This window comes from Paraglaciecola sp. 2405UD69-4, assembly GCF_047525415.1.
GTDB lineage: Bacteria > Pseudomonadota > Gammaproteobacteria > Enterobacterales > Alteromonadaceae > Paraglaciecola.
Genome location: NZ_JBLIXM010000001.1, coordinates 288023 through 305892 on the forward strand (window position 1 = coordinate 288023; position 17870 = coordinate 305892).

The 17870-nt window shown below is 39.8% G+C and carries 16 protein-coding genes; 12 read left to right on the forward strand and 4 right to left on the reverse strand.

Annotated features, from left to right (window positions below):
- Positions 1-8: 8 nt before the first annotated feature.
- The 11 genes from ACMUMK_RS01315 (at position 9) to ACMUMK_RS01365 (ending at position 9736) form a co-directional block, all read left to right on the forward strand.
- A complete protein-coding gene (locus tag ACMUMK_RS01315; RefSeq protein WP_414699324.1) occupies positions 9-1349 on the forward strand; it encodes a Na(+)-translocating NADH-quinone reductase subunit A in 1341 nt (446 codons plus the stop codon).
- Positions 1350-1351: 2 nt separating this feature from the next.
- Entirely contained in the window at positions 1352-2569 is a 1218-nt protein-coding gene (locus ACMUMK_RS01320; protein WP_414699325.1) for an NADH:ubiquinone reductase (Na(+)-transporting) subunit B, read from the forward strand.
- A complete protein-coding gene (locus ACMUMK_RS01325) occupies positions 2559-3314 on the forward strand; it encodes a Na(+)-translocating NADH-quinone reductase subunit C (RefSeq protein WP_414699326.1) in 756 nt (251 codons plus the stop codon). The genes ACMUMK_RS01320 and ACMUMK_RS01325 overlap by 11 nt, the downstream gene beginning before the upstream one ends.
- Positions 3315-3326: 12 nt before the next feature.
- Complete coding sequence (locus ACMUMK_RS01330) at positions 3327-3959, forward strand: NADH:ubiquinone reductase (Na(+)-transporting) subunit D (protein ID WP_414699327.1); 633 nt, start codon at positions 3327-3329, stop codon at positions 3957-3959.
- 3 nt (positions 3960-3962) lie between these two features.
- The gene (gene nqrE, locus ACMUMK_RS01335; RefSeq protein ID WP_414699328.1) at positions 3963-4571 is read left to right on the forward strand and encodes an NADH:ubiquinone reductase (Na(+)-transporting) subunit E; all 609 of its coding nucleotides are present in this window, start codon (positions 3963-3965) and stop codon (positions 4569-4571) included.
- Positions 4572-4592: 21 nt separating this feature from the next.
- The gene (nqrF, locus tag ACMUMK_RS01340) at positions 4593-5825 is read left to right on the forward strand and encodes an NADH:ubiquinone reductase (Na(+)-transporting) subunit F (protein ID WP_414699329.1); all 1233 of its coding nucleotides are present in this window, start codon (positions 4593-4595) and stop codon (positions 5823-5825) included.
- Positions 5826-5900: 75 nt separating this feature from the next.
- On the forward strand, positions 5901-6929 hold the full coding sequence (locus ACMUMK_RS01345; protein WP_414699330.1) for an FAD:protein FMN transferase: 1029 nt from the start codon (positions 5901-5903) through the stop codon (positions 6927-6929).
- A gap of 30 nt (positions 6930-6959) precedes the next feature.
- The gene (gene nqrM / locus ACMUMK_RS01350) at positions 6960-7193 is read left to right on the forward strand and encodes a (Na+)-NQR maturation NqrM (protein WP_414699331.1); all 234 of its coding nucleotides are present in this window, start codon (positions 6960-6962) and stop codon (positions 7191-7193) included.
- 156 nt (positions 7194-7349) lie between these two features.
- Positions 7350-8408: a DNA polymerase IV gene (gene dinB, locus ACMUMK_RS01355; protein ID WP_414699332.1), complete on the forward strand. Its 1059-nt coding sequence runs from the start codon at positions 7350-7352 to the stop codon at positions 8406-8408.
- Positions 8409-8542: 134 nt separating this feature from the next.
- Positions 8543-8755, forward strand: a complete 213-nt coding sequence (locus tag ACMUMK_RS01360; RefSeq protein WP_414699333.1) for a DUF1653 domain-containing protein — start codon at positions 8543-8545, stop codon at positions 8753-8755.
- 117 nt (positions 8756-8872) lie between these two features.
- Positions 8873-9736, forward strand: coding sequence for an MBL fold metallo-hydrolase (locus ACMUMK_RS01365; protein ID WP_414699334.1), 864 nt, complete (start codon positions 8873-8875; stop codon positions 9734-9736).
- 70 nt (positions 9737-9806) lie between these two features.
- Here the strand turns inward: ACMUMK_RS01365 and ACMUMK_RS01370 are convergent, their stop codons facing one another.
- The 3 genes from ACMUMK_RS01370 to ACMUMK_RS01380 all read right to left on the reverse strand — a co-directional run bounded on the left by ACMUMK_RS01370 (position 9807) and on the right by ACMUMK_RS01380 (position 15096).
- The gene (locus ACMUMK_RS01370; RefSeq protein WP_414699335.1) at positions 9807-12164 is read right to left on the reverse strand and encodes a PilZ domain-containing protein; all 2358 of its coding nucleotides are present in this window, start codon (positions 12162-12164) and stop codon (positions 9807-9809) included.
- Between the two features lie 132 nt (positions 12165-12296).
- On the reverse strand, positions 12297-13943 hold the full coding sequence (locus ACMUMK_RS01375) for an amidohydrolase (protein ID WP_414699336.1): 1647 nt from the start codon (positions 13941-13943) through the stop codon (positions 12297-12299).
- Positions 13944-14103: 160 nt separating this feature from the next.
- Positions 14104-15096: a serine/threonine dehydratase gene (locus tag ACMUMK_RS01380; RefSeq protein WP_414699337.1), complete on the reverse strand. Its 993-nt coding sequence runs from the start codon at positions 15094-15096 to the stop codon at positions 14104-14106.
- A 110-nt stretch (positions 15097-15206) separates the two neighbouring features.
- Here ACMUMK_RS01380 and ACMUMK_RS01385 point away from each other — a divergent pair, with 110 nt between their 5' ends.
- On the forward strand, positions 15207-15581 hold the full coding sequence (locus ACMUMK_RS01385; protein WP_414699338.1) for a PH domain-containing protein: 375 nt from the start codon (positions 15207-15209) through the stop codon (positions 15579-15581).
- A 58-nt stretch (positions 15582-15639) separates the two neighbouring features.
- Here ACMUMK_RS01385 and ACMUMK_RS01390 read toward each other — a convergent pair whose 3' ends face one another.
- Positions 15640-17859: a DPP IV N-terminal domain-containing protein gene (locus ACMUMK_RS01390; protein WP_414699339.1), complete on the reverse strand. Its 2220-nt coding sequence runs from the start codon at positions 17857-17859 to the stop codon at positions 15640-15642.
- Positions 17860-17870: the final 11 nt, after the last annotated feature.

Here is a 17870-nt window from a genome sequence, read left to right on the forward strand (position 1 = left end):
TATTGCGTATGATAAAAATCACGAAAGGGTTAGATCTTCCTATTCAGGGAGCGCCAAAACAAGAGATCCATGATGGCAATTCTGTTACTAGAGTCGCTATTTTGGGAGAAGAATATAACGGCATGCGACCTACAATGCATGTTCAACAAGGTGATAAAGTAAAGAAAGGCCAAATTCTTTTTGAAGATAAAAAGAACCCTGGTGTTAAATTTACTGCTCCTGCTTCTGGTACAGTAGTTGAAGTAAACCGTGGTGCAAAACGTGTTTTGCAGTCGGTTGTTGTTCAACTAGAAGGTGATGAAAGTGAAGTATTTGCTAAATATAGCAGTGCGGAACTTGCTTCACTTGATGCTGCTAAAGTTCAGGAAAACCTAGTCAATTCAGGTCTGTGGACTGCTATCCGCACTCGACCATTTAGTAAATCTCCATTACTTGACTCTAAGCCAAATTCAATTTTTGTAAGCGTAATGGATACCAATCCATTAGCAGCAGACCCTCAAGTGGTTATTGCTGAGCGTAGCGAAGATTTTGTAAATGGTTTATTAGTATTGAGTCGTTTAACAGACGGCAAAATATACGTAAACAAAGCGCCTGGGGCAGATATTGCAACTGGTAGCGCTAATGTTGAAGTAAATGAATTTGCTGGGTGTCATCCTGCAGGTTTAGTTGGTACGCATATCCATTTCCTTGATGGTGCAGGCCAAAACAAAACAGTTTGGCATGTGGGTTATCAAGACGTATTAGCTATGGGAGCTTTATTTACTACTGGTGAATTAGATAACCGTAAGGTTGTGTCTTTGGCTGGTCCAGAAGTTAAAAATCCTCGTTTAGTTCGTACTATCTTAGGTGCGGATATTGCTGAGTTAATTGCAGCAGAGACAAACGAAGGTGAAATGCGAGCATTGTCTGGTTCAGTACTGCAAGGAACCAACGCAAACGGCGTTCACGGGTTTTTAGGGCGTTTTCATAATCAGGTTTCAGTTTTACGTGAAGGCCGTGAGAAAGAGTTCTTGGGTTGGATCAAGCCTGGCGTTAATCAGCATTCAGTGACTCGCGCTTATTTAGGGCATTTAAGTCCTAAGAAATTATTTAACATGACAACCACTACTAATGGTTCAGATCGTTCTATGGTTCCTATTGGAAATTATGAACGCATTATGCCTTTAGATATTTTGCCTACCTTATTGTTAAGAGATTTAATCTCTGGTGATACAGACGGTGCGCAAAGTTTAGGTTGCTTGGAACTAGACGAAGAAGATTTGGCACTATGTACTTATGTTTGTCCTGGTAAATATAACTACGGACCAATCTTGCGTGAATGTTTAGACCAGATTGAAAAAGAGGGTTAATCATGGGTTTAAAGGCTTATTTAGAAAAAATTGAACCTGATTTTGAACCAGGTGGTAAATACGAAAAGTGGTATGCCCTGTATGAAGCTGCGGCGACTATTTTTTACACACCGGGCTCGGTGACTAAATCAACAACACATGTTAAAGATAGTGTTGATTTGAAACGTATAATGATTATGGTGTGGATGGCAACATTCCCAGCTATGTTTTACGGTATGTTTAACGTTGGTCAGCAAGCACAGTTAGCCATCGCTGATGGTGCGGTTTGGGCTGATACCGCGACTGCATTTTGGCAGGCAGGTCTATTCCAAGCTTTAGGTGGTGAGATAACTGCTAGTACTGGTTGGCTTGGCCTAATGTTTTATGGCGCATGCTTCTTCTTACCTATCTATGCCACAGTATTTATTGTGGGTGGTTTTTGGGAAGTATTGTTTGCATCTGTCCGTAAGCATGAAATCAACGAAGGTTTCTTCGTAACCTCAGTGTTATTTGCTTTAACACTACCGGCCACTATTCCTTTATGGCAAGCCGCTCTAGGTATTACTTTTGGTGTGGTTATAGCTAAAGAAATATTCGGTGGTACAGGTCGTAACTTCTTAAACCCTGCTTTGTCTGGTCGTGCATTCTTGTACTTCGCATACCCAGCTCAGATTTCTGGTGATGCTATATGGGTTGCTGCTGATGGTTATTCAGGGGCAACAGCACTAAGTCAAGCTGCATCGGGCAGCATTACAGATTGGAGTCTTAATGCCGATTGGTGGGATGCCTTCTTTGGTAACTTACAAGGTTCTGTTGGTGAAGTTTCTACTTTAGCTTTGATGATTGGTGGTTTGTTTATCATATACATGCGTATTGCATCCTGGCGTATAGTGCTGGGTGTGTTAGCCGGTTGTGCAATCTTCAGTACTTTATTAAATCTAGTAGGTAGTGATACTAATCCTATGTTTGCCATGCCTTGGTATTGGCATTTAGTAACGGGTGGATTCGCATTTGGTATGTTCTTTATGGCGACGGATCCAGTATCAGCATCCTTTACGAATAAAGGAAAGTGGGCATACGGTATATTAATTGGTCTCATGTGTGTCATGGTTCGAGTAATAAACCCAGCGTTCCCAGAAGGTATGATGTTAGCTATTTTATTCGCTAACTTGTGGGCACCTTTGTTTGATTATTTTGTTGCCCAAAGCAATATTAAACGGAGGATTGCACGTGTCGGCTAAGAAAGAAACTCTCGGTAAAACGGTTGGTGTTGTAGTTGCAGTTTGTTTGGTGTGTTCAATTATTGTATCGGGTGCAGCAGTAGGCTTACGCTCTTTACAACAAAACAATGCAGCACTAGATAAGCAGTCTAATATCATCGAAGCAGCTGGACTAACAGAGAAAGCAGCTGGCGATATAGCCGGTACTTTTGAAAAGTATGTTGAAGAGCGCTTTGTAGATCTTGAGAGTGGTGAGTATGTTGAAGTACCTGAAGGTTACGACATGTACAAAGCTGCTAAAGATCCTGAGTATGCTGTAAAAGTAGAAGGCAGCAATGTTGGTTTTCAACAACGTGCAAGCGTAGCAAGTGTATATATAGTAAAAGACGATGCTGGCGCAGTTTCACGCATTATATTACCAGTACACGGCAGCGGCTTATGGGACTTAATGTATGGTTTGTTAGCAGTTGATGCAGATGGGAATACTATCCGTGAACTGGTTTACTACCAACAAAAAGAAACTCCTGGGCTAGGTGGTGAAGTACAAAACCCTAGTTGGAAAGCTAAGTGGAATGGTAAAAAGTTGTATGAAAACGGCGAAGTAGCTATTCAAGTTAAAAAAGGTGAAAACGCTAACAATGAGTACGCAGTTGATGCTCTATCAGGTGCAACACTTACCAGTAATGGGGTTCAGAATACTTTAAGTTACTGGGTAGGCGAGAATGGCTACGGGCCATACCTTAAAAACCAGACTTGGAAATCATAAGGGGTTTATACAATGGCTGAAGTTAAAGAAATGAAAAAGGTATTGTTTGGACCCATTCTGGACAATAACCCAATTGCACTACAAGTACTGGGCGTATGCTCGGCATTGGCAATTACAACTAAATTAGAAACCGCTCTTGTTATGGCGCTAGCGCTAACGACAGTAACGGCATTCTCTAGTTTATTTATCTCTATGATTCGTACTCAGATACCATCGAGTGTACGGATTATAATTCAAATGACTATTATCGCTTCTTTAGTAATAGTCGTTGACCAAGTATTGAAAGCGTACTCTTATGAAATTTCTAAGCAGCTTTCGGTATTCGTAGGTTTGATTATTACGAACTGTATCGTAATGGGTCGAGCAGAAGCATACGCTATGAAGAGTCCGCCTTTAATGTCGTTTTTAGACGGTATTGGTAACGGCCTTGGCTACTCAATGGTGTTAATTGTAATTGGTACTATTAAAGAGTTATTTGGTTTCGGCACTATCTTAGGTTTTGAAGTGTTACCTCTAATTCAAAATGGTGGTTGGTATCAGGGTAATGGTTTATTGATTTTACCATTTAGCTCATTCTTTTTGATTGGTGGTTTAATTTGGGCAATACGTACTATTCGCCCAGAGCAAGTCGAGCCGAAGGAGTAATTCATGGAACATTATCTTAGTATTTTTATTAAATCTGTTTTCATAGAAAACATGGCTTTGTCTCTATTTTTAGGGATGTGTACATTCTTAGCCGTTTCTAAGAAAGTTAAAACTGCTATGGGTTTAGGTGTAGCTGTTGTTGTGGTTTTAGGTATTTCAGTTCCTGTTAACCAAATTATCTTTGTTAACATCCTAGCACCTGGCGCTTTAGCTTGGGCTGGATTTCCAAACGCTGATTTGAGCTTCTTAAGCTTTTTGACCTTCATTGGTGTAATCGCTGCATTAGTACAAATCTTGGAAATGAGCTTAGATAAGTTCTTCCCAGCTTTATACAACGCACTTGGGATTTTCTTACCTTTGATTACCGTTAACTGTGCCATATTCGGTGGTGTAGCATTCGCTGTACAACGTGAATACAACTTAAGTGAAAGTGTTGTTTATGGTGTAGGAAGTGGTTTAGGCTGGGCAATTGCGATTACTCTACTTGCTGCAGTTCGTGAAAAACTTAAGTATGCTGATATGCCAGAAGGTGTACGTGGTCTAGGCTCAGTGTTTATGATCGCTGGGCTTATGGCTCTAGGTTTTCAATCATTTACCGGCATTGCACTTTAACCGGCCCACTGAGGAATTATTATGAATTCAAATGAAATATATCTTGGTGTAGGCATGTTTATCGCTATCGTATTAGCGTTAGTGTTTATCATCATGTTCGCTAAGTCTAAACTTGTACCAGACGGTGAAGTGACTATTACCATTAATGGTGGTTCACAAGACCCTATTACAGCACAGCCTGGTGACAAACTTTTAGGTGCGTTAGCAAATGCTGGAATTTTTGTTTCTTCAGCTTGTGGTGGCGGTGGCTCATGTGGTCAGTGCCGTGTTGATATAACCGAAGGTGGCGGAGAGATTTTGCCTACTGAGCTTGATCATATCAGCAAGAAAGAAGCTAAGCATGGTTGTCGTTTGTCTTGCCAAGTTTCTATCAAGCAAGATATGAACATTGAGCTAGAAGAAGAAATTTTTGGTGTTAAAAAATGGGATTGTGAAGTTATCTCAAATGATAACAAAGCAACTTTCATCAAAGAGCTTAAATTACAAATTCCAAATGGTGAAAGCGTACCCTTTAAAGCCGGTGGTTATATTCAAATTGAAGCACCAGCTCACCATGTAAAATACAAAGATTTTGATGTACCTGAAGAGTATAAAGGTGATTGGAATCACTTTGGTTTCTTCGATGTAGAATCAAAGGTTGATGAAGAAACAATTCGTGCATATTCAATGGCTAACTATCCTGAAGAAGAAGGGATTATTATGTTGAATGTACGTATTGCGACGCCTCCTCCAAGAAACCTATCTTTGCCAGCTGGTAAAATGTCTTCATACATTTGGAGTCTTAAGCCAGGTGATAAAGCCACTATATCTGGTCCGTTTGGTGAGTTCTTTGCTAAAGAAACAGATGCTGAAATGGTATTCATTGGTGGTGGTGCTGGTATGGCGCCAATGCGTTCACATATCTTTGACCAATTACGTCGTTTGAAGTCAAAACGTAAAATGACCTTCTGGTATGGTGCTCGTTCTTTACGTGAGATGTTCTACGTTGAAGATTTCGATATGCTTCAAAAAGAGAACGACAACTTTACTTGGCATGTTGCCCTATCTGATCCGCAACCAGAAGATAACTGGGAAGGGGATACTGGCTTCATTCACAACGTATTATTAGAAAATTATCTTAAGGATCACCCAGCTCCAGAAGATTGTGAGTTCTATATGTGTGGTCCACCTATGATGAACGCAGCTGTTATTAACATGCTGAAAGATCTAGGTGTAGAAGACGAAAATATTATGCTAGATGACTTCGGTGGCTAGTAATAGGCAATTTGTCTTTTAGTAAATTATAAAGGGGCCTCGGGCCCCTTTTCTTATGGTTTAGATTGGAATTTTATGGTGAGTTTTAAAAACATTAAGGTTTATTTTTACTGTTTGATGCTGGTTTGTTTTACGGTTTTAGTGGCGTGCAGCCAGCAAAAAAGTGAAGTTCATTTTTCTGGTCCGACTATGGGAACAACTTATAATGTAAAATACGTTGCTTCAAGTGATGTTACGCCAGAGCAACTAAAGTCTGAAATAGATTCTGAGCTTGTCGATATTAATCAGCTTATGTCCACTTATATAGAAGATTCAGAACTCAGCCGCTTTAATCAATGGCACAGTGTTGAGCCTTTTCCCTTATCAGAGCAAACCCTATTCGTTATGGCTGAAGCAAAGCGTCTTGGGGAAATCAGCGAAGGGGTTTTAGATGTAACTGTTGGACCATTAGTTAATCTTTGGGGATTTGGCCCTAATGCTAGGCCAGATAAAATACCTACGGATGCTGAGGTTTTACAGGCTAAAAATAGAGTAGGTTTGGAGAAGCTAGAGCTTAGCAGTACTTCAGCTAAAAAAACTCATGAAGATCTGTATGTAGACTTATCTACCATAGCTAAAGGTTATGGTGTCGATAGACTAGCTGAAATTCTAGCGTCCCATGATATAGAGAATTATCTAGTGGAGGTGGGCGGAGAGATGCGCTTGTCTGGTAAAAAAGTTAATGGTCAACAATGGCGCATTGCTATAGAAAAGCCGTTATCGCAAGAGCGTGCAGTAGAACGTATTATCAGTGTTGGTAATAATGCTGTTGCCACCTCAGGTGACTATCGTATTTATTATGAAGAAGATGGGGTTAGATACTCACACTTAATAGACCCTACAATAGGAAAGCCCATTAATCATAACCTTGTCTCTGTGACTGTTGTGCATCCATCTTCTATGACGGCTGATGGCTTGGCGACAGCATTAAATGTAATGGGTAAAGACAAAGCATTAAAATTGGCAGAAGATCGTGGTTTGGCGGTTCTATTGATAACTAAAGAACAAAGTGGTTTTAAAGAGTATACTAGTTCAAAGTTCGATGAGCTGGTTACTATTCATTAATGCCAAGATTCAATTAACTGGAGATTAGTTTTGAGTACATTTATTCTCGCATTCGTGTTTTTTATTGTCGTAGCCGTTGCTATGTCTGTGGGATACATATTTCAACAGAAATCAATTGCCGGTAGCTGTGGTGGGTTAGGTGCTTTAGGCATAGATAAAGCCTGTGATTGCCCAGAGCCATGTGACCGTAAAAAGCAACGCTTAGAAAAAGAGCAAGCTAGAGATGCAAAGCTAAAAGAGTGGAAGAAAGACCAAATACTTTAAATTTGGCCTTTGAAGCTAACAAAACCTTAGTTACTAGAAACAATGGCAACTAAGCTGTTTTAATTTTCTATATGTAAAAGCTTAGCTTGCCTATTGAAATTGATTACTGTTCTCTGACAAAATACTGGTTATTAATACAGTTGTCGGAGGCAGTCTTTGCGTAAGTTTATTCATATCGATATGGATTGTTTTTACGCTGCCGTAGAAATGCGAGACAACCCTAAGTATCGTAATGTCCCCCTTGCTATTGGGGGAAGTAAAGATAGGCGGGGTGTCATCTCCACTTGTAATTATCAAGCAAGAAAATATGGTGTGCGTTCAGCCATGCCGACCTCACAAGCCCTTAAACTTTGTCCTAACTTAACGCTAGCTCCCGGTAGAATGGAAGTTTATAAAGAGGTTTCGAAACAGATAAGGCAAATATTTACTCGTTACACAAATAAAGTAGAGCCACTATCGTTAGATGAAGCCTATTTAGATGTAACTGATTGTGAATTATATTCAGGCAGTGCAACCTTAATTGCACAAGATATACGAAGAGCTATATTTTCAGAAACCCAGCTGACTGCTTCTGCAGGCGTAGCCCCTTGTAAATTTGTAGCTAAAATCGCTAGCGATGAAAATAAACCTAATGGGATATGTATCATTACCCCAGAGCAATTAGATGATTTTGTTTTGGGATTGCCCCTAGGTAAGATACCTGGTGTTGGTAAGGTTACCTTGGGTAAGTTAAATAGTATTGAACTATATACCTGTAAGGACGTACGCGCTTATCCCTTTAATGATTTAATAACTCGCTTTGGTAAGTTTGGTAATACTATCTGGGATAGGTCTCACGGCAGGGATTTTAGAAGCCTAGAAATAGAAAGGAAGAGAAAGTCAGTGGGGGTGGAGCGTACCTTGCCCGAAGATATATACAGTGATGAAGATTGTTATAAGATGGTTGAGTTACTTTACCCTAAACTAAAAGAGCGATTACAGTTAGTAAGTCCTCAGTTACTTATTCAAAGTCAGGGGATTAAGTTAAAGTTTAATGACTTTCAGCAAACCACAGTCGAACATAAGTTCCACACATTGAGTAAAGCCTACTTTTTTGATCTTTTACGTGATGGGTTGTCTAGAACAGCTGGAAGGGGAATTCGTTTGGTAGGATTACATGTGGGTTTAATAGGCTCGGAACAAAATAAGCAATTAACTCTTCCGTTTAGTGGCTGAGTCTTTTTAGGTAAAGCCTAAACTTAGCAATATTCAATTGCTCATAATTTATAGCAGGGCTAAATAACGCAGCAAAAAATGAAGTGGTAGTTATTTATGTACAGAACAATTAAACACAGAAGCGAGTATTAGAGATGACAGTGAAATTGGGTAAATATCGTCATTATAAAGGCAATGACTATCAAGTATTAGGCGTTGCAAAACACTCTGAGGATGAATCAGAATTGGTAGTCTATCGTCCTTTATATGGTGACCAAGGGCTTTGGGTTAGACCATTAACTATGTTTCAAGAAAAAATCGAACGTGATGGAGTCGTTAAATCGCGCTTTGAATATATTGGTGACTAGCTAATGCTGCAGATATTTGTTGCTTATTAGATTTTATTGAATGAAAGCTTATAGCAGTGCGCCCTGTCTTATTACCGTAGCTTTCTAACTTTAGACCGAACTTATCAGGATCATCTTATGTCTTTAAAATTGTTGCTCTTAGTTACCTTAATATCAAGCTTAAGTATTTATTCGAGTCATTCTCAAGATCGTTGGGAAAAGGCAAAGATCACATCGCAAAAAGTTAGTGAGTCTGTTCACATGCTGCAAGGAATGGGTGGAAACATAGGTGTATCTGCTGGAGAGGACGGTATCTTAATAATAGATGACCAGTTTGAACCTTTGGCCGAAAAAATAGCGAGCGCTATTGGGAACATCGCAAAGTCACCCATGAAGTATGTGATTAACACTCATTATCATGGTGACCATACAGGCTCAAATGCCTATTTCAGGGAAGTTCAAGACAGTACTATATTTGCCCATGAGAATGTCCGTAAACGTTTGGCAGAAAAAGAGGGACACACCCATACGTCTTTGCCAGTAGTAACCTATCAACAAGGCATAACTTTCCATTTCAACAATGAAACTATTAAGGTGATGCACTTACCTGCAGGACATACTGATAGTGATAGTATTATTTTCTTTGAAGACGCCAATGTGTTGCACGCTGGTGACTTATTTTTTGAGGGGCGCTTTCCATATATTGACCTTGATGGCGGTGGAACGGTACAAGGTTATATAAACAATATTACTGAGATACTAAACTTCATTAATGATGACACCCAAATCATTCCCGGTCACGGTGACTTAGCCAATAAAGCCGATTACGAAGTGTTACTTACTGTAATTAAAGAAACGTCAGCAATTGTCGCATCAATGAAGACTGAAGGTAAATCATTGGCGGACGCAATAGCGGTAGGCCTAGGTGATAAATATAAGTCTTGGTCTTGGAGTTTTATAAACGAAGAAAGATGGATCACTACCTTATACGAAGGAATGTAAAGGTCCCTATATAGAAAACCTGAATTTATTGCAATTACACTAAGTTGTTATTAAGTACACGGATTTTAAACTAGCTAGCAGTATCTAACTCTGGATAAATGCCAAACCTCAATAACACGTTATGGAAAGTCGATACATTTGAGAGGTACATGACGTGGGTATAACCCTGTTGCATTGTTTGTAGTTTTTGATAAATGTCTAAGTCAATTTTAGATATTTCTGCAAGCCGCTTCTTTGTAAGTGGCGTGTTGTGTTCTGTACACTTAATTGCAATTAAGTGTGATACGTAAGCTTCTGCTGCTTTTTTCTTGACGAGATCACTAATTTGATTTCTTACTTTTCCATGTAAAAACTCTTCTTCTTCTACAAAGATTATCCGCTGATCTTTTGCTCTAACAATATGAACAACATGGGCATCTCTTTGGCTATTGCGTAGCATTTTATCTAACAGCGATGATTTTGGTCCTTGGGTATTTTTATCTGCAAAGAAACCATGCAAGGGTACTTCGTTACCTAAGGCTGCGAAGGGTTTCAAGTCACTACAATCTTCTTTGTGATAGATAGTCTTTAACCGGTCTACAGTAAATCTATTATTAGTGATTAAAATGGAGGCACAAGCTTGATTACGAATACTTAGCTCCCATAAAAATCTGTGAATATTATTTTGTTTAGTACTGATATCTCTAGGCTTGAAGTATTTGGTGTTGCTCTGAAATAACCGTTTAAGCTTTTTGCCTTCAGTGGGGGCTAACTCTTTTGGTAGTTTGAGTCTTAAAATACCTGAAGCTGCATCAAAGTGAACCACTTCATATTTATGAGATTGTAATTTAAGTTCTTTGACTGATACTTTTACTACGCCATCTAACTGCAATTGAGCTGGATCAGATACCGTAAGTTTTAGACCTTTGGCCGACAAGTCATTTAAGGTGGCGTCAATTTGGCTAAATAAACCTGTTTTGATTTTAGCGCTAGTGTTCATGGCGTATCTAGACTCTAGTCGTCTATCTGCATTGGACTCCATCACTAGTTGAATCGGCCACGTACTCTTTTCTTTAATAATGGCTTTTGGCAAAGGTTTGAATGGTTCGGGCTGGCTTATTTTCAAATTTCCAACCCAATCAGTCACGTCTTTGCAAAACAATATATGATTGATGCTGGCGAGTTCAGGGTAATCACTGGGCACAATATCATGAATATCGAAGGCTATATTTTTGTGTTCTTCTTTTATCGTTTGTAACCTAAGTTGCACCACTCGTAACTGCTCTGATTGCGTAGCTAGTTCGATAAACTGTTTCATTAACCCCGATGTTGCTAATTGGCGATGTGTAACCGCTACGTGCACATCTTCGTTTTTCCCTTTGATTTGGCCACTTAGTAAAAATGTCTCTTTATGAACTAAGAGTTCCTTCATTAAACTTTGATAAATTTTTGCTGTGGGAAGGTCACGCTTTACACTAAATAACTTATTGTACTCTACATTTTTGGGGGTACTTAGTTCGAACAAGGGTGTTAATTGGTTATTTTTAAAGCCTAAAAATACGGGTATCCATGGACTGTTGGCTAAAATACGGTCGCGTTCGAGGTTTTGCAACACTCGTTCAATTTCTAGCTCTCTCTCTAGTGGAAAGTGATTGACTGCGCTTTTTATGTATTGGGTCCACTGTTCTATAAGTTGCTTGGGTGTACTATTTGCAAATTTGAAGTGTGTTTCAGTGACGAGTTGTTCTTTATTGAAATGGGTCTCTAGCTTTTCAAATTTTATATCTATTGAGCTATCGTTTAAGCCTGCTACTTTGGGAAAGGTAAATACTAATATTGCTGTTTCTAGCGCACTTTGTTCAATAGCTGGCTGCCGCTTGGTTTGTATTACCATACCTGTCTGAGATAGAGAGCTTAGTGTGCACTGTTTCCCATGCTCAAATTCGGGACTTGATACCGTAAAATTGGGGCGAATCGCCAAATCTGTTGCAAAATCAATGTCCTTAAATGTTTGTGACTCTACCTTAAATGCTTTGACTATTTTTTGATGTTGTTCTTTCTTGATATGAGACTGATAGTGCTCAGAATTCATAACCGATTCGAACACACCAACTGTGTATCTATCATCAAAGCGGCTGGTTTCACGGGCTAAGATTTCTTGCCCGATTTTGTCCAGCTTCATTTGAATACCAAAGTGCTTGAACTTTAATACTGGAAATCTAGCAAATTCAGAGTTGTCGGCGACTGCATTCGTAAGGGAGGTAACGCGAATGACTTCCTCTTTTATGATTGACCTTATTTGAGGAGGAAGCTTTGCGGAAAATTTGTTCAATCCTTCAAGAAGCCTGTTTTCATGCTGTAAAGGTATCAATTTGTCTATTAGTACTTTGTACTTTTTAATAATAACAGCACTATCTTCGCTGCCTTTTATGGTAGTTGAACCGCGCAATGTTAGACCTCTTAGTTGGGTTATTCTCTGATACCTCTCTATTATTTACTGGGGGTATTCAGCCTTGCTCATTTTTTATGAGTCAATTGTTACACTGCTGTGACACAAAATCTATATTGAAATATCAGTGTTTTAAAGGGCTTGGTAACGTTTTTCACCGGCTATCCAGGTTTCTAGTACCTTTGTTTTCCAAATATTTTGTGGTGATACTTTGAATATATCTTGGTCAACAAATATAAAATCAGCCCATTTACCTGGAGTTAACCCCCCTAATATTTTATCTTGATGGGCTGCATAGGCAGCATCTAATGTGAAACCTCTGAATGCCTGCTTTACAGTTACGGCTTCTTCGGGGATCCAGCCATTGTCTGGATAGTTGTTGCGGTCTTGCCGTGTGACCGCGGCATGTAAACCATAAAATGGGTTAGACAGCTCCACTGGAAAGTCAGAACCAAAAGCTACAGGTGTACCTTGCTTTAAAAATGTTTGCCATGCATAAGCACCCTTTAACCTTTCTTTGCCTACTCTGTCTTCTGCCATATTCATGTCACTTGTAGCATGTGTGGGTTGCATGGCTGGGATAATGTTTAGGGTTTTAAAGAGTGGGATATCGTCAATATTAATAACTTGTGCGTGTTCAACACGGTTACGAAGATGCTTACCTCCAACTCCATTAAAACTATCTGAAAACTGATTCAATGCAAGGCGGTTGGCTCTGTCCCCAATTGCATGATAATTAAGTTGAAACCCTTTACTTAAAATCAAATCAAACAATGGTTTTAAATCTGCTTCTCGGGTAACTAATAGTCCTTTATTGTGTGGATCGTCAGAGTAAGGTTTTAGCAGTGCAGCACCACGGCTGCCTAATGCTCCATCCCCATAAACTTTGACGCTTTTTATTGATAGCCAGTCATATTGATCTTGGATATGTCCAGCATTTAACATTTCTATCAGCGCCGGCGAATAAGCGCCTATCATTGGATAGATACGCACTGGTAAGCTGTGCTCTGCTACACGTTTTTGATAGTAGTTATATGTGGCCTTGCTTATCCCAGCATCGTGAACACTCGTCACCCCCTCAGAAAGGAGTTGTTTACCTGCAGCATCCAGTTGGGATTTGAGGGTCGCTTCTGATACTTTTGGTAAGTGCTCATATAAAAGGTCAACAGCGTTATCAACTAGTACACCTGTTGGATCCCCATTAGCATCTCGAATAATTTTACCTCCTGGAGGGTCGAGTGTATCTTTTGTAATATCGGCTATTTCTAAGGCTTTACTGTTTACCCATGTTGCGTGACCATCAACTCTAGAGAGCATCACAGGTTTATTTTTGACAAACTCATCCAAAATATTGGCGCTGGGGTATTGTTTGCCTGGCCAAAGAACTTGATTCCAGCCTCGGCCGGTGATCCAAGGCAGTGTTTTTTGATTTTGGGCATAAGCTTGTACCATTTTGGCAGCATCTAAAGCTGATTTACTCTCTCGTAGGTCTACTTGTAATAATGTTTCTCCAAGACCCATTACATGTCCGTGTGAATCAATTAGCCCTGGTAGCATCACTTTATTACTACCATCAATTTTTGTGGCGTCTGGAAACGCAGAACCTAGCTCTTTATGTCCGATAGCTAGAACCTTACCGCCATCAAATACAATATTAGAAAATTGAAGTAGGTCACCGTTATTATTTAAGGTGTATCCTTTGACATTACTAATATGAGTCGGCGCACTTATGGCTAATTGACTGATTAACATTAGGTAAATAACTAGCAGGTGTTTCATTATTTTTTAACCGTAAAACATAGAATGGCTTTAACTTGCCTTAGTTGATATTGGTTTGCAATCATCAATGTCTTCAAGTCATTAAATTGGGTGAGAATTAGAATGCTAAAGGGGCTGTTAAGTAAGTAGCCCCCATTAAGACATGGGGGCAGGATGTAAACTATTTGAGGCTGGGTATAAGTTGTAAGTGATCTTCAGACCAAATTTTTTGCATTTTCTGTTGGTCAATATTTCCACCTGATAACACAACGAGTACCTTTTGCGGACTGGTTTGCTTAGTTAACCATTGGGTTACGGCATCCATACTCATTGCACTGGTAGGTTCAACATGAACCTTTAATAAATGTTGCAGCCATTGGGTCCAATATGCGATTTGGCGCTCGTTGATTTCGTAAATACCATCGAGTGCCTGTAGATGTCCAAAGGTTTCAACTCCCACCTGCAAAGTAGCTGCTCCATCAGCTAAGGTATTGGGCTGCTCAGGTAAAGACTGAATACTGCCTTTCCTAAGCGACTCGGCTGCATCATTGGCGATTAATGGCTCTGATCCGAAAATCTTTGTTTTTGGGAATAAACCTCTGGCACTTATAGCCGAACCAGATACCAAACCGCCACCTCCTACAGGGGCAAAAACAGCGTGAACTTCTCCAATTTCTTTTAATGCCTCGAGGACAACAGTGCCTTGCCCAGCCATAATGTGAGGGTGGTTAAAGGGAGGGACGTATAACACTCCTTCTTCTTTTGCGGCACTAACTACTCGTTCATCAGCAATTTTACGGGTTGGGCTTAGATCTAACTCTGCTCCATAATATTGTGTAGCTGCCGCTTTGACTTTAGATACATTTTGCGGACTAAAAATAGTTGCCTTGATGCCCAATATCTTAGCCGCGTAAGCCACTGCTTGGGCATGGTTACCAGAACTATTCGCAACCACTCGCTGGCCTAGCCTGCCATCTTCTTGGGCTTTGAGCATCATATTCAAAGCGCCTCTTAGTTTAAAAGCTCCTGTTTTTTGAAAACATTCAACCTTAAAAAATATTTCATGGCCTAACCATGTATTGAGTAGCTGTGATCCCACAATAGGTGTGTGCTTAGCATATGGGCGAATGCGCTGTTCGGCGGCTTGTATATCTGAAAATGTTACATTTGGCATAAGAGGGTATAGATTCACCTAGTTATTAGTCCGGAGGAATAGTAGCCTGTGGTTGCTATTTTCGCATCAACATTTATGCTAATCCTCTAGTTATTCAATGGGAGAATGAAATGGGATTATTAGACGGCCTTATGGGCAATGCGTCAGAGATAAATGTAGAAGAGGTTGCTGAGGAGTTAGCGCCAATAATTGGTGAATCAGAGAGTATTCAACAAGTATTCAAAGTGATTCGAGATATGTACGTTTTCACTAATAAACGTTTAATCTTGATAGATAAACAAGGTGTGACTGGCCGCAAGGTTGATTATCACTCAATTCCTTACCGTGCTATTACTCACTTTAAAGTTGAAACTGCAGGGCACTTCGATTTAGATGCAGAGCTTAAAATTTGGATATCAGGTCGTGATAACCCCATTGAAGCTGAACTCAAGAAAGATTCTGTAGTAGGTATTCAACAAACTCTAGCCACCCAGATGTTTGCTTAATTAACATCAGTATATTTAGATAATCGTTTCGGGGCTTCCCCCGAAACGATCCTCAAACCTAGTTCATTTCTAAGTGTTTATCGAAGAAGTTGGTAATGGTTTTATATAAGTGAATACCTGTGTTTTTACCTCGAATACTATGCTTTTTGCCTGGGTAATCCATGCTTTCAAATGGTATTCCTAAGTCTTGTAAGTGTTTGTATAGCTTAGTGCTATGGGTAAACAATACATTGTCATCGGCCATTCCGTGATAAATCAATAAATCGCCTTTTAAATCTTTTGCGTAAGGGAATACTGACGAAGCTTTGTATGCACTAGCATCGACTTTAGGGTGTCCCATAAAGCGTTCTGTGTAGTGGGTATCGTATAGTGTCCAATCAGTAACTGGGGCTCCTGCCACCCCAGCTGCAAAATAATCACCGCCTTTAAACATTGCCATTAGTGTCATGTAGCCACCATAACTATGGCCGTAAACGCCAATCCTATCTTTGTCTACATAAGGTAATGTGCGTAAAAATTCTACGCCTGCAATTTGATCTGTTAACTCAATGCTGCCCATCTTTTTGTAAATGGGGTCCTCAAAGGCCTTGCCTCTGCCTTCTGAACCACGGTTATCTAGGCTAAATACTATGTATCCTTTGCTGACCCAATATTGCATCAGCAAACCTCGATTGCCTCCCCATTTATCTGTAACAACTTGTGCTCCTGGGCCACCATATTGATAAACAATAACTGGGTGCTTACCTTCAATATTCTTAGGTTTGTATAAACGATAGTATAATTCGGTGCCATCTTTAGTGACTAAGTTAGATATAGTGGGTTCAACCCATGCCGCCATATAAGGTGTTAGTGGGTGATTACCTTCAACTTGATTTTGATTTAACCAAGTGACTTGTTCGCCTGATGCTTTATGTAAGCTTACTTGCTGTGGGGTGTTAGTTGTGGAAAAGCTATCAATATATACACTTGCATCGTCGCTAAATGAGATATCGTGGAAAGCACTGCGCTGGGTAACTTTTTCAATGTCACCACCATTTAACCCTATTTTATATAGGTGGCGCTGGGTTGGCGTATCAGCTCGGCCGGTAAAGTAAATTTGCTGATTAACTTCATCAATGCTTTCGATTTTATCAACCACCCACTTACCAGAGGTTAACTGGCGTACTAACTCGCCGTTATTTTTATAAAGATACAAGTGCTTGAAGCCATCTTTTTCTGACGCCCAAATAAAGTGCTTTTGGTCATTTAGAAAATGTAGATCGTCATTCAAGTTTACCCATGTATTGCTGTTTTCTTTTAATAAAGTGCGCTCACTCATATCTTGAATATTAAAGGTGTTAAGTTCTAATGTTTGCTGGTCACGGCTTTGTTTTTGGTAGGTAAGGGTTTTGCTATCTTTCATCCACTTTACTCTAGCTAAGTAAATATCTGGATCTGCTCCTAAATTAATCCATAACTTTTGCTTATTACTGATATTAACGGTGGCAAGCTTTATTACCACATTGTTAGTGCCAGCACTTGGATAGCGCTGGGTAATCATTTTAATTGAGTCAGCGTAGATTTCACTTCGGGTAATTTCTGCAACGGGTGCTTCATTAATTTGAGTAAAAGCAATATGGGACTCATCAGGTGACCACCAATAACCAGTTCTGCGGCTCATTTCTTCTTGGGCTACGAATTCAGCCATGGCGTTTTTAATTGGCCCTTTGCCGTCATAGGTTAAACGAGTTTCTACGCCTGTCTCAATATGTTTGATAAATAAGTCTTGGGCTCTAACATAAGATAAATAGTTACCCTTAGGTGAGAGTTTTAAATCTGTTTCAAACTCTGGTGTTTGTAATAGCCGCTGTGCTTTTTTATCGCCTAAATGGTAGTAATAAGCATCGCCAGCAAGGGGAAATAGCAGTGCTTTACCGTTTGCGGCCCATTGATAACTGACAATTCCAGAGCCACTCAAGCGCATACGCTCCCTGCGACCTTTCTCTTCATCAGATAACTCCTCAGGGCCAGAGCTCAACTTATTTGAGTCCATTAATAATTTAGTTTTGCCACTAATGATGTCGTATTCCCATAAATCGAGTCTTTCATAATCGCTTTTTTTACCCTGTAAAAAAGTGACATGTTTTCCATCAGGAGATATTTCTAAGTTTTTCTGAGTTGTCCCTTGCAGGGCGGGTGATTGAAATATTCGCTCAATAGTTAATTCTTTTGGGGAATCCGCAGCATTAGCGAAATTGGGGAGTAGGCCCAATATTAAAAGGCTTGCGATATTTTTCATAAATCGTATTT

What these genes read in the sequence shown, in the direction of transcription:
- ACMUMK_RS01345 (WP_414699330.1), top strand. Translation starts at nt 5,901, where the DNA reads ATGGTGAGTTTTAAAAACATTAAGGTTTATTTTTACTGTTTGATGCTG.
- ACMUMK_RS01375 (WP_414699336.1), bottom strand. Translation starts at nt 13,943, where the DNA reads ATGAAACACCTGCTAGTTATTTACCTAATGTTAATCAGTCAATTAGCC.
- ACMUMK_RS01385 (WP_414699338.1), top strand. Translation starts at nt 15,207, where the DNA reads ATGGGATTATTAGACGGCCTTATGGGCAATGCGTCAGAGATAAATGTA.
- ACMUMK_RS01315 (WP_414699324.1), top strand. Translation starts at nt 9, where the DNA reads ATGATAAAAATCACGAAAGGGTTAGATCTTCCTATTCAGGGAGCGCCA.
- ACMUMK_RS01380 (WP_414699337.1), bottom strand. Translation starts at nt 15,096, where the DNA reads ATGCCAAATGTAACATTTTCAGATATACAAGCCGCCGAACAGCGCATT.
- ACMUMK_RS01360 (WP_414699333.1), top strand. Translation starts at nt 8,543, where the DNA reads ATGACAGTGAAATTGGGTAAATATCGTCATTATAAAGGCAATGACTAT.
- ACMUMK_RS01330 (WP_414699327.1), top strand. Translation starts at nt 3,327, where the DNA reads ATGGCTGAAGTTAAAGAAATGAAAAAGGTATTGTTTGGACCCATTCTG.
- nqrF (WP_414699329.1), top strand. Translation starts at nt 4,593, where the DNA reads ATGAATTCAAATGAAATATATCTTGGTGTAGGCATGTTTATCGCTATC.
- nqrE (WP_414699328.1), top strand. Translation starts at nt 3,963, where the DNA reads ATGGAACATTATCTTAGTATTTTTATTAAATCTGTTTTCATAGAAAAC.
- ACMUMK_RS01390 (WP_414699339.1), bottom strand. Translation starts at nt 17,859, where the DNA reads ATGAAAAATATCGCAAGCCTTTTAATATTGGGCCTACTCCCCAATTTC.
- ACMUMK_RS01320 (WP_414699325.1), top strand. Translation starts at nt 1,352, where the DNA reads ATGGGTTTAAAGGCTTATTTAGAAAAAATTGAACCTGATTTTGAACCA.
- ACMUMK_RS01365 (WP_414699334.1), top strand. Translation starts at nt 8,873, where the DNA reads ATGTCTTTAAAATTGTTGCTCTTAGTTACCTTAATATCAAGCTTAAGT.